This window comes from Paenibacillus vulneris (assembly GCF_039543185.1).
Lineage (GTDB): Bacteria > Bacillota > Bacilli > Paenibacillales > NBRC-103111 > Paenibacillus_S > Paenibacillus_S vulneris.
Genome location: NZ_BAABJG010000003.1, coordinates 1 through 14,159, shown reverse-complemented (window position 1 = coordinate 14,159; position 14,159 = coordinate 1). Strand labels below are relative to the sequence as shown.

The window sequence follows — 14,159 nt, the reverse complement described above, 5'->3', positions numbered from 1 at the left end:
TATGATAAAGGAAGTGTACGTCTTGGAATCATCCTATTTATTCGTCCTGGTTGTAGGGCTGGCGGCAGGCGCCATAAGCGGCATCATCGGAACTGGCTCATCCATCATGTTAATGCCTGTTCTGATCGTTGCCTTCGGTCCCAAGCAAGCCGTACCCATTATGGCCGTAGCCGCCGTCATGGCCAATATCGCAAGGGTCTACACCTGGAGACGAGAAATTCATTGGAAAGCATTCGCCGCATACTCGCTTCCCGGCATCCCCTTTGCTGCATTAGGGGCACGTACGCTATGGGAATTACCCGCTCATTGGGTTGATATTGGGCTGGCTCTATTTTTTCTGGCGATGATCCCTGTCAGGCACTGGCTGCAATCCAAGCAGATACGTATCTCCCTGTGGCAGCTTTCGGCTGCCGGAGCTGTCATCGGCTTTTTAACAGGAATCGTTTTATCTACAGGACCTCTCAGTGTGCCTGCATTTACCTCCTTCGGTCTAACCAAGGGAGCATTTCTAGCTACGGAAGCCGCCAGCTCGCTTGCCATTTATTTCAGTAAAATCGCCACGTTTCGGGAGCTCGGAGCCCTGCCGGCGGACATGATCCTCAAAGGTGTTATCGTCGGCAGCTCCCTCATGCTCGGCACTTTTGGAGCCAAGGCCATTGTAACAAGAATGAACGCCGCATCCTTCCATTACGTATTGGACGTGCTGCTGTTCTGTTCGGGGATATCTCTGCTGTGGGCGGCCTTTCACTAATGCAAGATGGCTCAGAATGGTTATACGGTTCCATGGTACGCATAGAATGGAGCCTGTTTATCCCCCGCAGAGCTTAACCTCAACTCCTCGAACAGGGCAGGCATGAGCCGCCGGGCTGTGTCCATATCCGCCCAGCGAAGCTCGGTGATATCTTGATCCGGATCTCCTTGACAGCTCATATCGCCATGAGTGATTTGGGCAAAAAAAGTGACAATCACAGCATGGCTGCCAGTCTCTGAAAAAATCTTCTCTCTCAATGAGCTCAGACCCGTAAGGATGACATGGAGTCCGGTTTCCTCTCTCGCTTCGCGCACCGCTGCCTGCTCGAAGGTCTCGCCCTCTTCAACCGCACCCCCCGGAAGATCCCAGTAGGTTCTATCCCCTTTCACGTTTTTCACCAGAAGGACGTTGCCCGCGTCATCCGTTATCCAGACCAATGCTACATGAATTTTTCTCAAATGAAGCACTCCGTTCTTATTGGGATTTATTGTTTTGTGGAAAATGAACCGCCCCTGGTGTGGGAAAGGCACTTTATCGGAAAGTTACTCTGCCAAGAGGGCCAGCCCCCTAAACCTAGGGGACTGGACTGATACGAGCTATCGCAGCTGCGACTGCTCTATCCCTTCCTGCGGCCCATCAGCAGGTAAGAAAGCAGGCTCCCGCCTAACAAAATCACTGCAGCAGCCAGGAATGATACACGCATCCCGGCTGTGAACGATTCGCTGCCGTTTATGATCGCTCCGGCAAAGGCAACGGCAAGGGTAGCCCCGAGCTGTCTGCTTGAATTAAGCGCGCCGGATACGGTGCCGGTCTGTTCCTTCGGCGCAGCAGAAATAACGGCCGTCATTAACGAAGGGATCGTGAGCGAGACTCCGAGGCCGATTAGCAGCAATCCGATCGCTGCAAGAATATGGCCCGTGTCCGTATCCGCTCCGGTTTGCAGCAGCACGCCTAAAGCCGTAAGTGCGAAGCCGGCTGTCATAGGGAGTCGCGCTCCGAAGCGCCCCACAATGCGCCCGGTTACCACCGGATTTACCGCAAGCGGAATGGTCATCGGCAGAAGTGCAAGTCCTGCCAAATGAGCGGATAAACCCCGTATTTGTTCATAGAACAATGGCAGAATGAATAGAACGGCCGATAAGCCGAAATTAATAGCCATCCCGTTAACCATGCCGGCGGATACGGTAGGATTACGGAATATAGAAAGCGGGAGAAGCGGCGCCTTGGCCTTGGCTTCGTGGATCAGGAACCAAAGAATGCTCAGCGCGGAGAAGCCGAAACCCCCGGCAATGACCGGGGAGCCCCATCCATAGACCTCCCCTTCCATAATTGCAAAGGACAATGCTGTTATTGCGGCAATCGCAAGCAGTTGTCCTAACCAATCGAAGCCGCTTTCCCGGTTTCGTTGCGTCTCCGGGACCAGCCGGGATGTTAACACAACGCTGGCAGCAAGCGGCACGTTAAGAAGAAATATGCTGCGCCAGCCAAACGAATCGACCAGAAATCCGCCGATAACAGGGCCCGACGCCATAGCGATTCCGGTTACCGCCGCCCAGATGCCCATAACCCGAGCACGCTTCGCCGGTTCAGGAAAAGCCCGGGCAATTAGCGAAAGCGAGGAAGGCATCAGAGCAGCCCCGCCGATGCCAAGTACCGCACGCATGGCAATTAACCAAGGAAGCGAGGGAACGGCGGCGCTAACGGCCGATGCGGCAAGAAACAAGACAAGACCGCCAACGTACACCCGCTTGGCTCCCAGCTTGTCGGCAATTCCCCCCATTGAGAGCAGAAAGCCTGTAAAAACCAGGGTGTATGAATTCACGACCCATTGCAGGCCGACGATGCCTCCGCCCATGTCCGCATGAATTGCCGGGAGCGCAATGCTCACGACAGTTGTATCCAGGAGGACCATAAAGTATCCTAACGATATGCCAAGAAGCAGCAAAGCCCTTGTCATCTTATTCGACGTTTCCGTCTGAATTTGCGCGATGTTGTCCAATTTGTCTCCATTCCCTTCTATTCCCTAATTGAAAGCAGTTGCTTTCTTCAGGGAGAGTGTATAATGGATGACAGCAGCAAAGAAGATGACGGTTTATCCTAGGAGTTATTCTCCTACCCTAATATCCTTCTTTAGAGGCAGGTGAATCTAATGGCACCAACGGCCAAGGAACGGCTTATGGAGCTGGCCCAGTTTTTACGTTCCAGGCGCGCGCGCCTTTCTCCTGAGCAGGCAGGTCTTCCCGGCGGAGGAAGGCGCCGCACGCCAGGACTGCGCCGGGAAGAGGTAGCGCTGCTCTCCGGAGTCAGCGTGGATTGGTACACCTGGCTAGAGCAAGCGCGAGACATTCAAGTATCCTCACAGGTTCTGGACAGCATTGCGCGCACGCTTCAGCTAGATTCCAATGAACGCAAGCATTTGTACATGCTTGCCCTTCAACAGCTGCCAGCCGACGCCGCACCGATCGATGAACCTGTAGATTCAACGTTACAAGCGTTCCTCGATCTTCAAGGGACAAGTCCGGCGTATGTTACCGATCAGCGCCTGAATATCGTAGCGTGGAATCGGGCGGCTTGTCTCGTATATGGGGATTATGCGTCGATGTCCGGCCGCGAGCGCAATTCGGTCTGGCGGACGTTTACGTCCCCGTATGTCCGCCTGATGCTTCAGGAAAACTGGGAGAACCATGCCCGGCATCGGCTGGCTAATTTTCGCGCCCTATACGGAAATTTCGTCGGCGACCCTTGGTGGAGCAGTCTTATTGAGGAATTGAACCGAACCAGCGCAGAATTCAGAGCCTGGTGGCCGCAGCATGATGTGTTAAGCGGTCCTGAGGGGCTGAAGGTCAATCATCATCCGGCAGCGGGACGTCTTGTTTTCGATCAGATTTCGTTTCTTTCGACAACGTCACCGCACCTAACAGTGACAATTAATATGCCTTTAGACGATACCCCCGATAAAATGAAAAAGCTTCTAAGTCTGTAAGGGCGAATCAAGCTTAATGACAAGTGCAAGCAGATGATTCGGCGGCAGTGAAGATATCGCACCCGTCTGCCGTTATCGTCCGATTCCTCTAATCCAGAATGAACTTCATAATAGTCCAAGAAACCCTTGCCAATCCCCCATGTTCGCACCTCCACTTCTTCTATCATTTGATCCGCGTTTCATTCCCCGAACACACTGCGGAAAGGGAACGGAATGATGCCAGCTCCCGCGCTGCCCGGATGATTTCTCGTTCCACGGCGCATCCTTCCCTTCTATTTACTTACTTTAGTTGAGAAACCATAAAAAAGTGAGTAATATATAGGATATAGGAGGCGAAATCAAATGGCCCATCAAGCAAAGAAAATGGAAATTGGAATCAGCACGTTTCTGGAAGCAACTCCGGATCCGGTGACCGGTAAAAGCATCAGCCATGCCGAACGTCTGCGTGACGCAGTAGAGGAGATTGTGCTGGCCGATCAGGTCGGTCTCGATGTCTATGGCATCGGAGAGCATCACCGGGCCGACTACGCAGGCACTTCACCAGCCGTTGTGCTGGCTGCGGCAGCGGCTATGACCAAGCGGATCCGGTTGACAAGTGCAGTAACCGTACTGTCCTCGGATGATCCGGTTCGCGTATATCAAGCGTTCTCTACTCTAGACGGCATCTCCAACGGCCGGGCGGAGATTATGGCCGGCCGCGGCTCGTTCATCGAATCGTTCCCGCTCTTCGGGTATAGTCTGGAAGACTATGACGAGCTGTTCGAGGAAAAGCTGGAGCTGCTGCTCAAGATCAGGGCATCGGAGAAGGTGACCTGGCGCGGCGGGCATCGTCCGCCCATCGATAATCTCGGGGTTTACCCCCGCTCCGTGCAGGATCCGCTGCCCGTATGGATTGCAAGCGGCGGAAATCCGCAGTCCGCCGTTCGCGCGGGGATGCTCGGGCTCCCCATCGCCTTCGCCATAATCGGCGGTATGCCGGAGAGCTTCGCACCGTTAGTGGCGCTCTATAAAGAGGCCGCCGTCCGGGCCGGGCATGATCCCGACAAGCTGGAGATCGCGACCCATTCGCACGGATTTGTCGGCGACACAACCGAACAAGCGGCCGACCTGTTCTTCCCGCCGACACAAGCCCAAATGAACGTCATCGGACGCGAACGCGGCTGGGGACCGTACACCCGCTCCACCTTTGATGCCGGACGCAGTCTTCGCGGTGCGCTCTATGTCGGCGATCCCGAATTCGTAGCCGAGAAGATTCTCCTGCTGCGCAAAAAACTGGGAGTCACCCGCTTCTTCCTCCACATCAACGTCGGCACGATGCCGCATCGCGACATCATGCATGCCATCGAGCTGCTAGGCACTCGGGTAGCGCCTATCGTGCATAAGGAGCTGGAGCGCATCGAATCCCAAGGATAGCGGCGGCCAGTTATAGCTCCAAATTACAAAAAGAAGTGTGCTCTCCCACACTTCTTTTTGTAATTTCTGGTGCGGCTTCATCAACCGGCTCCCGAAACGGCTATTCCTGAAAGCGATGCAACTGAAAATAAGCCTTAACAACCTGACACGCGGTCTAGAACGCTTATCAAATACGAGTCCAGCCGTTCAATGATGATCTGCTTCGTTAGTCCGTTCATCCCTACCGCCGTCCATCCCTCATAGACGTCAGGAGGCCAGAAGGCATAATCGATCAAGGTAACCAGATCCCAATAGGGATCGTATTGAAAGGAGTCTCCGGTACGATTCCGGTAATACTCCAAAAATGCGTCGGCTGCACCGACACCATGCAGCTGCGCAAGGTTCACGCGGCAATGGCCGACGTCGATGCCTGCCGGACCCAGACAGCCGTTGACCCAGTCCACCACGCCGCTCACTTTATCCCCGCTCCACAAAATATTCGTTGGATGATAGTCGCGATGAATGAAACGTGTCACTGCCTCCGGACGGGAGGCTTGGACGATCTCGGCCGCCATCCGCCACTTGTCCGGATACCTCGACCACGAAGATGCATCCATCTTGGCAGCGTTGGTATACGGCTTAAACGTCCATCCAAAGCCACTTGCATCCGCCGCATGAATGCCTGCCAGCGCTTCGGCCATTCCTTGCAGCCACCGGTTCGGCTCCCTCGGCTCCAGCACGACGGAGCCTTCGAGCCGGGTCATCATTAGGGCCGGCATGCCGCACTGATCCCCTGTCGCGTCGAAGGCAATCAGCCTCGGCGTCTGCACGCCGACCGACTGCACCGCCCTGCGCAAGCTCTCCGCTTCGCGGACAGCCAGATCCGGCTCCTCCCGAACCCATTCCGCATTATGGAACTGGCGCAGCACGACCGAGCTTACTTCTCCGCGTACAGCCAAGCTGATCCCATGAACCAAAGATGACACGCCTCCGTGCAGCTGCTGTACGGAAAGAATTGTCGCCTCGGGATGTACGGCCCGGATTACCCAACCCAGGACGCGTTCCGAAAGCTCCGCATCGATCGAACCCATACTTTTCCCATCCTTTGCTTAGATTTAGTTGCTCCCTTACCTCCTATAAGGCGGCTCGTTGCCTCCGCCGCCCTTTCCTCCCATCGCACCTCGGGTCACCTCATAAATCATGCGGTGTTCTCCCTTTTCTTCCCCCTTGCTCCAACGCTCTATGAAATGTACCAGATACTTTTCTTTTTCCCCGGTCTCTTCCACGGCCGTTTCTCGCTCTACATCATACCCTTCGATCTGAAGCTTCACCATACCGGCTTGCTTAGGGAATAAGTCGATTACCGTTCCGGTGCCCGAAGTCGCGAATTGCACGGCATCCGTACTGGTAAAGGGCGGCTTGGGTGGCGAGAGAGCATAGATCGATCCTGCGGATATTCCAAAAAGAAGAAGGGGTGCGCTGAACAGTACAACGCGTAAGCTCCGTCTAAGGTACGGAAGAAACGCCAGAATGATTCTGTCAATAAGAAAGAATAAGATCGCCGAAGCCCCGCCCATGATGCTGAACATGGAAGATTGGAGGACAAAACCGAATAAAAGCCCGAAGACAGCATGCAGCAAGCCGGACGTTATCCATTCGACAGGACCGGAAACTTTCAGCTTCGCTGCGCCCAGCTCCAACAGAGAGGAAATAAGAATACCGTACAGAAAAATGGAAGGTACGGCATACATCGCAATGATAGCAGCCCAGGACAAATAGTTCTGAGCGGCATTCCAAGCTCCCTCCAGAGACACGAAGGGAAATGAAACCCACAGCACGATAGCCCAAGAAGTGAAGTAGGCGGCGGTCAGTTTTCTCTTAATCATTCTGTCCCCTCCTTTAAGGCCGAGCCATCCTGATGAATGGATTGGAGAGCTCTCTGATCCAACACTCTAGAAGACGATGTCATCAAGTGAACTGGACTTGCCAAACTGACATACTGTACCATATTATTGTAATTTTACCAAACAAATGTTCGTTTAGCAATGATGATTCATAGAAAAAAGGATCGAAGTACTGGCATAGCAGTCTGCGATCCTTTATTTATACGCCGAATTGTTTGAAAATAGTTTGGTTCAAGCCGAACTCATTCTAGCTGAAGCCCTGCTCCTCCGCGTAGCGTCCCCAGTGCGGGCGTCGGCCGTCTTCATCGGCAAATCCGTAATCGTCCGATAATCCCCATGAGCTGAGGAGCTGGCCGGTTTTATCCATCACTCGGGGGTCCGTCGCCAAGGAAGCAATCGCCTGCCCGACGAAAAACGGAGTCTCCGATTGCAGGAAATGAATATCCTTCTTCCCTGCTTCCTGCCAATTCTCCTCCGTAACTCCGAAATGCTCCAGCATCTCCTCGGAGCGCAAAAATCCCGGGGTCACCGAAACTGCGGCAACGCCATGCGGCTTGAGATCGGCCGCCATCGCTTGAGCTAGATGAGAAACTCCGATTTTGGCAAGGCTGTGGTACAGATTGCCCCGATAGTGATAGCCTACCCCGTCGGTCACTTCGACGATGAGTCCCCGCTTACGTTTCACCATAAGGGGCGCGGCGTAATACGAAGTGATCATGTGCGAGTGCACCGCTTGCTTTTGAAGAAGGAGGCCGTCTGCCAGCGGGCTTTCCCAGAAGCCCGTACCCCAGTGGACGAGCATCTCCCCGCCCCATACGTCATTGACGAGAATATCCAACCGTCCCTTCTGCTCATCGCTTATGCGCTCGAACAGCATCTTCACCTGGGACTCCTCTGTATGATCCACAGCGTGGTATATGCCGAAGCCTCCCCTGGCAGTGACCAGCTCAGCGGTTTCCTCAATGGTTTCCGGTCTCTTCATCGGGGACGGGTTGCCTCTGGTGCTCCGGCCGGTAACATACACTGTCGCCCCCGCTTCTCCCAGCTTGATTGCAATGGCTCTGCCCGCACCACGAGTCGCTCCGGCAACTAGAGCAACGCGCCCTTCCAAGGGCTTGTTCGCATGAATGCTCATCCTACTAGCAACTCCTTCTCTCTTAGTTTCATCTTTAAGATAACAAAGTAATCATGTCAAGGACTGTCATATATATGTGATAAAATAAAAGAAAACCATGAGCAAGGAAGTGATGCCCTTTGAGAGCGGACCGGCTTTTGAAAATTATGCTCCTGCTGCATACGCAGGGCAGTCTGACCTCGAATGAGCTGGCTGCAAAATTAGAAGTATCCGTACGAACCATCTTCCGTGATATGGAGGCGCTTAGCGCTGCAGGCATACCTGTCTATGCCGAACGAGGTTCGCAAGGAGGCTGGAAGCTGATGGAGGGATATCGCACAGACTGGGCCAACATGAACAAGAGCGAGATCGTCTCCTTACTCGCTGCCAAGCCCCATCGTCATGTCGCCGATCTCGGCTGGGACAGTACCTTTGAGGCCGCGCTGCTTAAGCTGCTGGCCTCATTGACCCCCACCTTGCGGCGGGATGTCGAGTACACCCGCGAGAGGCTGCACGTGGACGGAGCCGGATGGCATCCGTCCGGAGAGAATGTGCCGCTCTTGCACCTTGTGCAAGAGGCCGTCTGGGAAGGGCGGCAGCTTCATATGGACTACGTATCGGAAAGCAGATCCGGCTATCGCACGGTGCATCCGTTAGGCCTTGTAGTGAAGGGCACGCTTTGGTACCTTGTTGCGCTTCCTGCTGATTCGAATGCTAGCGACCCCCAAAATATGAAAACTGTCGAGCCAAGAACCTACCGTATCTCGCGCATTCGCGCGGCGGAAATGCTGTCAGCACCCGCCGTACGGCCGGAAGGCTTTCAGCTTGCCTCCTATTGGGAGCAGTCGGTGAATCGGTTCCGCGCGGATCTGCCGACTTATCCGGCACGCGCAAGGGTGCACGAAGAGGCCCGTGCCCGATTGGAGCAGACACGTTATGTCCGCATCCAAGCGTGGAGCGAACCCTCCCCTGACGGATGGTATGAGGCTGAATTGGCATTCAATACCTTGGAATCGGCTGTCGGGATCATACTGGGGTTCGGGGCCCGGCTTCTCATTCTGGAACCCGCAGAGCTGCGGCAAGCCGTCGTGGCAGGGGCACAGGCTATTATGACGATGTATGACTGATTCTTTTTCTTCGAGACCGGAACTTTCTATTACAACCACTCGTCATAGTTGTAAATAAATAGGAGGCGAATGCTGATGAGAATCGAGGATGCCATCCAGGAAAAGTTCAAATGCTCCAAATGCAGCGGCACTAGCTGCAGAATCAAGGAAGTTGCTATGACAGGAACCGGGTTAAGCAAGCTCCTAGATATTCAACACAATCATTTTCTGTTTGTTTCCTGTGAGCATTGCGGTTTCGTCGAAGTGTACAATCCCAGTATTCTTGAAGGAAAAAGCCGAGGGCAGCTGGGAACCGTACTGGATATTTTGTTTGGCTAGGATTAATAAACGCCGGAAAGCAAGAACCCTCCATCACTTTATCCGTGTGGAGGGCTGCTTGTGCTGCTTAAGACTTAGCGCAGTGGTTACTCTAATCCGCCTATGCCCAGGAGAGCCTGGCCTTCGTCTCAGCCACAGCCTGATGAAACATCTCATCGGCCGCCTCGATCCGCTCTGCTATATCTTGCACGGTTTTGACCCCATATAGATATTCCAGAGTCAGCACCACGTCCGCCGGAAAATCCCTCGAACCGTGCACTAAATAGCAGTCCGCCTGATAAGGAGTATGGAGGATGCGGAGCACATCGACCAACGGCTGCAAAACGTATTTCTGATAGTAGATCATCTACTCCAAAAATAGCCCGCGCTTAGTATACTTCACTGCCCGGCTCCTCTGACTGTATATAGCCTGGGCCTGCAGCCATTGCTGGCGAAGCCGGGATAGATGGGCAGCAGACTCCACATGCGCCATTTTCACAATGCCTGCTTTATCGATCAAAACAACCGGTACTACGGTCAGGTCCTCATGGATAAATGCAACGGGCATACTCTCGCTCTGCACGGTCACATCGATCAACAAATGGTCCGGGGTCCCTATGATATGATAAACCTTATAACGGTTATTGGCGGGCCGCCCCGGCTGTTCATAGGCAATATCGACCGCACCCATGCGTCCGATACAATCATCCAGCCGCGACAATGCGGCCTCTCCGAAGCCTTCCTTGGTATAGCACACCATGTCGATGTCCGAATATTCGTCCAAGCTCCCGGTACCGTCCGAGCCCTCCAGCCAGATTGCCAGTATATAGTCCTGACTTCCGAGATCGGCGGCGATTTCTTGTATAATGGTCTCACGGGTTATCGTCATCCTGACATCCTCCTCATCTGCAGCGATCTATGAGCAGAACAACCTTACAGCTGCGTTACCCTATACTCAAATTCAACTTCATGCCGAACAGGGATGCCGTCGTACCCTACCCATGGAATGGAGGGCTTTATTTTTCGTGCTTCCGTAATCGCATCGGGATAAACAGCCTTTAAATCGAAGCCTCTTTTCTGATAAAAGCGTATCGCTTTTATATTATCATTGGACGTAATCAGCCAGACTCGTCTGCAGCCCTTCTGTCTTGCTTTTTCTATAACAAGTTGGATTAGCTTCGTTCCTAGACCTTTGCCCTCGATTCTGCTGTCCAGAGAGACAATTTCACATTCGTCCTCACGCAGATGATAGGTGATTAATCCCTGGATCTCGTCGCCGATCATTGCGGCAAATCCCGGCAGTTCCTGCAAAATATGTACGCGGCCCCTTGATACGATCATAGTGCCTCTCAATGCTTCCATGCCCGCCTTCAGCTTTTCATCCAGCTCATCCAATTCTCTAAAGATCATACGCTTCCTTCCCCTTAATAGTGCAATTATCCCATGATCAAAAGTCCATTATGCTTTGAAGCAGTCTTATGCTTTCCGCATCTTTGGCCCGCGGTAGTCTGCCGATTTGCCTATGTCGAATGATCATCAAACTCCTTTAGGCGGCAGCCTTTTCCTAATAATATGCTTCATCCACATACCAAATAAAGGTAATAAATCATTATACTCTTATGGCCAGCTGCCATTAGACGAAATATTAAAGCGTTGGGTCCCAATCCGTAAGTACCTGTTTCACGCGCTCGGCGGCAGCTTGGCTAAATTCCTCGGTCATCGGCTCCGTAATATAACGCGGCGTCTCTCCCGGCTCCTTGGCCAACAGATCGAACCAATGTACCGTCCTGTACCGCCAATAGTTCACTTCATCAAAGGTAACGTAAGGCTCCAGAGCAAAGGCTTTGGATTGAATCAATTGGCTCCAAACCTTGCCGGTCCACGGTTTGTTTCGATAGTAGTTGAAATCGATCTGATCCGTATCCCGATAATAGGCTCTTCTCATCGATTCGGGTTCCAGCCCATCAGCCAAAGCCTTCTCTTTAAAGCTGGAATACACTTGCTGCACCCAAAAATAATCGGTAAGCACATGAGCAAAGTATCCTCGAACAAACCATTTCCATTCCTCATTGGCATTCATGCTGATGTAATGGGAATATTCCCTCTGTACGAGCTCCCGCTTACTAGTATCGGATTCAGCATCAAAATGAGTTCTCTTCTTATCCTCTCTGCTTGCGTTCTTTCTCATGTGGATAGCATCCGGCGCTATATTGCCAAGAATAAAAGAAGCAGGAATATCCTCATTCCGGAAAAAATGAACGGCAACTTGGAAATGAATCATCGGCAGTGGCATCTTAGTAATGCACCTCGTTTTATTTTATTATAGTTATGTCAAATTCAACGAACGGAAGGAATACGTTTTGTACTGTCCACTGTCTGAAGATAATTTCAAGAGGTTGCCGTCCTTGGGCAGACCTTCGAAATACGATCCTATACATCCCGTCGTACACCGGTGTCCGGATAGTAGAATGTGGGCCTGTTGCAAGCCGTACTTTTTCTCGAGCTCATGCATAAATGCGAAAACCCTTCTAACAAACCCGTCCACATCCTCAACGCCTTCATACACGCTGGGATCGGGAACGGCACCGGCCATCTTGACTTCCGCTTTGGTTAGTCCGTCCGCTTCGCCCAGATCAAACACATCGAGTCTCGGATCCGTTATCGGCGGCTTCCCCGTTATGATTTGTGCCGTTTGGAGCGCTCTTTCCTGGGGAGAGGAAAAGACGTAATCAAACGGTATGTGCCGAAGATGGTCTCTTACCCATTCCGCCTGCTTGATGCCGCTGTCATTGAGCGGAAGCCCCTGTCTCCCCTGCAGTCTGCCTTCCTTGTTCCTATCGGTTTGCCCGTGCCTGATGACATAAATCATGTATGTTCTTCCTCCTATCTATGTCGTATAATAACAATAATTGTAATTTATAACAGGATCAGAAGGGAAGAGGTTAATTGAAAGCGGTTCAACAAATGTATCAGACTTTTCAGGAGGATATGGGCTGGGACAAGGTCGATAAGAATGACTTTCAATCCAGCAAGGAGTTTCTGCTGTATATTCACATGCTGCTCACGACAGAGGTTGCCGAGGTAGCGGAGGAATTCCGTACCCTGCTGTATAGAACGGCGGATTTGAGGGACGCGGGCCTGGACCAAAACGAAGCCTACCTGCAGGCGAAGGAAGAAATTAAAGAAAATCTGGGGAAGGAATTTGCCGACTGCCTGGCTTATCTGTGCAAGCTTGCAAATTTCTTTGAGCTGGATTTGGAGCATGAGCTGGAGAACAAGCTGGCCGAGATCAGACGCAGATATAATAAGTAATGGAGCTCTGTATGGCCGACCCGCATCCGATCGAGTTCTCACAGCCTATGATTCATTTCTGATCGCTCTTCGAAAAGCCGGTCAATACCAAGCAGGTGACGAATGCACCGAGGGCTGCAACGATGGCGAACAGGAGACCGATGGCTCCCATAAAGGTATCCTCACCCGGATACGATGGCTTAAGTGTCATCAGCCCATACATGAACATCATGCCTAATAAAGCATAAAAGCTGCTTCCCACCAATCCCATCTTGATGCGGTCACGCCGCAGCCCCCGCCAAGAGCGATTGATGATTAGCCATACATAGATACTCCCCACGACAGCAATAAGCATCAACAGAATGTGAACGTACGGTATGGAATACATTATGGCCCCGTAAAATCCAAGCACGGCGGTAAAAAACAATGCGGCATTCACCGCAAACAGCAGCAGACCGCCTTTCCAATAATGATGAAACCATGCGGCTCCTCGCAATCTTTGAACGACGGCGTTGTCGTCAAGTATAGCCCTTGCCAGCGCAGCTCTGAATGTCATAACAAGCGTAACCCCTATAATTCCCAGTAAAAAAAGAATGGTTAACGACACTGTACCCCGCCTCTCCCGAATCGATTCCTTCTATTCATTAAAATACAGCGAAAGACCGAATTAAAGAGAAAAACTTCTTCATGTTCTTTCGGGTTTTGGGCAAAAAAAGAGACCTCTTTCGAGGTCTACAGGCTGTCGAAAAAGTCTCGACAGCCATTCTTTATGCTCATTTTTATCACGACACCGCGTTAATGTTGTATAATATAAGTACTACATTAATCGGACGGTGAAAACAATGCTTCGTTATAATCAAGGTAAACAAACTGCGTATGAGTTCGTATCTATCGAAGACCTTGTTCCTCAAGATCATATGCTCCGCAAAGTGGACAAATATATCAGCTTTGACTTCATTCGTGAAAAAGTAACTCCACTCTACTGTGAAGATAATGGAAGACCTGCTATTGATCCTGTTGTTCTCTTCAAAATGATCTTCCTTGGCTATTTTTACGGCATTCGCTCGGAGCGACGCTTAGAACAGGAGATTCAAACCAATCTCGCCTATCGTTGGTTCCTTGGACTTGGTCTGACCGATCGCGTCCCTGACCACACAACAATCAGCTGGAACCGGCGCAAACGTTTCGTAAATACAACGGTCTTCCAAGACGTATTTGATGAAATTGTGCTTCAGGCAGTCCAGCATCGCATGGTGGGAGGGCGAGTGCTAGTTTCGGATTCGACCCACATCAAGGCTAA

General features: G+C 52.0%; 18 protein-coding genes. 7 read left to right on the top strand and 11 right to left on the bottom strand.

The genetic code is table 11. The features are described 5' to 3' along the window. The first annotated feature begins 22 nt into the window (after positions 1-22). A complete protein-coding gene (locus ABEA66_RS01515; RefSeq protein WP_345585416.1) occupies positions 23-751 on the top strand; it encodes a sulfite exporter TauE/SafE family protein in 729 nt (242 codons plus the stop codon). A gap of 20 nt (positions 752-771) precedes the next feature. On the opposite strand, the gene ABEA66_RS01510 is transcribed toward ABEA66_RS01515, so the two are convergent. Beyond that, positions 772-1,209 (bottom strand): NUDIX hydrolase, encoded by a 438-nt coding sequence (locus tag ABEA66_RS01510; RefSeq protein ID WP_345585414.1) that lies wholly within the window; start codon positions 1,207-1,209, stop codon positions 772-774. Between the two features lie 158 nt (positions 1,210-1,367). Then, positions 1,368-2,750 carry an MFS transporter gene (locus ABEA66_RS01505; RefSeq protein ID WP_345585412.1) on the bottom strand — a complete coding sequence of 461 codons (1,383 nt, stop codon included), beginning with the start codon at positions 2,748-2,750 and terminating at the stop codon, positions 1,368-1,370. Positions 2,751-2,900: 150 nt separating this feature from the next. Here ABEA66_RS01505 and ABEA66_RS01500 point away from each other — a divergent pair, with 150 nt between their 5' ends. Together ABEA66_RS01500 and ABEA66_RS01495 are read left to right on the top strand one after the other, a co-directional pair. Further along, complete coding sequence (locus ABEA66_RS01500; RefSeq protein ID WP_345585410.1) at positions 2,901-3,734, top strand: helix-turn-helix transcriptional regulator; 834 nt, start codon at positions 2,901-2,903, stop codon at positions 3,732-3,734. 342 nt (positions 3,735-4,076) lie between these two features. Then, complete coding sequence (locus tag ABEA66_RS01495) at positions 4,077-5,147, top strand: LLM class flavin-dependent oxidoreductase (RefSeq protein WP_377740352.1); 1,071 nt, start codon at positions 4,077-4,079, stop codon at positions 5,145-5,147. 134 nt (positions 5,148-5,281) lie between these two features. On the opposite strand, the gene ABEA66_RS01490 is transcribed toward ABEA66_RS01495, so the two are convergent. The 3 genes from ABEA66_RS01490 to ABEA66_RS01480 form a co-directional block, all read right to left on the bottom strand. Then, positions 5,282-6,217 (bottom strand): phosphotransferase family protein, encoded by a 936-nt coding sequence (locus ABEA66_RS01490; protein WP_345585408.1) that lies wholly within the window; start codon positions 6,215-6,217, stop codon positions 5,282-5,284. Between the two features lie 36 nt (positions 6,218-6,253). Then, a complete protein-coding gene (locus tag ABEA66_RS01485; RefSeq protein WP_345585406.1) occupies positions 6,254-7,012 on the bottom strand; it encodes a hypothetical protein in 759 nt (252 codons plus the stop codon). A 265-nt stretch (positions 7,013-7,277) separates the two neighbouring features. Further along, positions 7,278-8,165: an SDR family oxidoreductase gene (locus ABEA66_RS01480; protein WP_345585404.1), complete on the bottom strand. Its 888-nt coding sequence runs from the start codon at positions 8,163-8,165 to the stop codon at positions 7,278-7,280. Between the two features lie 119 nt (positions 8,166-8,284). On the opposite strand from ABEA66_RS01480, the gene ABEA66_RS01475 reads away from it, so the two are divergent. Both ABEA66_RS01475 and ABEA66_RS01470 read left to right on the top strand, forming a co-directional pair. Further along, complete coding sequence (locus tag ABEA66_RS01475) at positions 8,285-9,271, top strand: helix-turn-helix transcriptional regulator (RefSeq protein WP_079912373.1); 987 nt, start codon at positions 8,285-8,287, stop codon at positions 9,269-9,271. A 75-nt stretch (positions 9,272-9,346) separates the two neighbouring features. Further along, on the top strand, positions 9,347-9,589 hold the full coding sequence (locus ABEA66_RS01470) for a zinc ribbon domain-containing protein (protein ID WP_079912372.1): 243 nt from the start codon (positions 9,347-9,349) through the stop codon (positions 9,587-9,589). Positions 9,590-9,689: 100 nt separating this feature from the next. Here the strand turns inward: ABEA66_RS01470 and ABEA66_RS01465 are convergent, their stop codons facing one another. From ABEA66_RS01465 to ABEA66_RS01445, 5 genes are all read right to left on the bottom strand, one after another. Beyond that, a complete protein-coding gene (locus ABEA66_RS01465; RefSeq protein WP_345585399.1) occupies positions 9,690-9,935 on the bottom strand; it encodes a hypothetical protein in 246 nt (81 codons plus the stop codon). Then, the gene (locus tag ABEA66_RS01460) at positions 9,936-10,457 is read right to left on the bottom strand and encodes a nucleotidyltransferase domain-containing protein (protein WP_345585397.1); all 522 of its coding nucleotides are present in this window, start codon (positions 10,455-10,457) and stop codon (positions 9,936-9,938) included. It lies immediately after the preceding gene. Positions 10,458-10,501: 44 nt separating this feature from the next. Beyond that, the gene (locus ABEA66_RS01455; protein ID WP_345585395.1) at positions 10,502-10,978 is read right to left on the bottom strand and encodes a GNAT family N-acetyltransferase; all 477 of its coding nucleotides are present in this window, start codon (positions 10,976-10,978) and stop codon (positions 10,502-10,504) included. Between the two features lie 235 nt (positions 10,979-11,213). Continuing rightward, on the bottom strand, positions 11,214-11,861 hold the full coding sequence (locus ABEA66_RS01450; protein ID WP_345585393.1) for a hypothetical protein: 648 nt from the start codon (positions 11,859-11,861) through the stop codon (positions 11,214-11,216). 33 nt (positions 11,862-11,894) lie between these two features. Next, on the bottom strand, positions 11,895-12,437 hold the full coding sequence (locus ABEA66_RS01445) for a histidine phosphatase family protein (RefSeq protein WP_345585391.1): 543 nt from the start codon (positions 12,435-12,437) through the stop codon (positions 11,895-11,897). A 77-nt stretch (positions 12,438-12,514) separates the two neighbouring features. On the opposite strand from ABEA66_RS01445, the gene ABEA66_RS01440 reads away from it, so the two are divergent. After that, a complete protein-coding gene (locus ABEA66_RS01440; RefSeq protein ID WP_079912367.1) occupies positions 12,515-12,880 on the top strand; it encodes a hypothetical protein in 366 nt (121 codons plus the stop codon). 52 nt (positions 12,881-12,932) lie between these two features. Here ABEA66_RS01440 and ABEA66_RS01435 read toward each other — a convergent pair whose 3' ends face one another. Beyond that, positions 12,933-13,415, bottom strand: coding sequence for a hypothetical protein (locus ABEA66_RS01435; protein ID WP_345585382.1), 483 nt, complete (start codon positions 13,413-13,415; stop codon positions 12,933-12,935). Between the two features lie 286 nt (positions 13,416-13,701). Between ABEA66_RS01435 and ABEA66_RS01430 the strand changes: the two genes are divergently transcribed. Further along, the coding region (locus ABEA66_RS01430; RefSeq protein ID WP_345585380.1) for a transposase at positions 13,702-14,159 on the top strand (458 nt) is incomplete at its 3' end.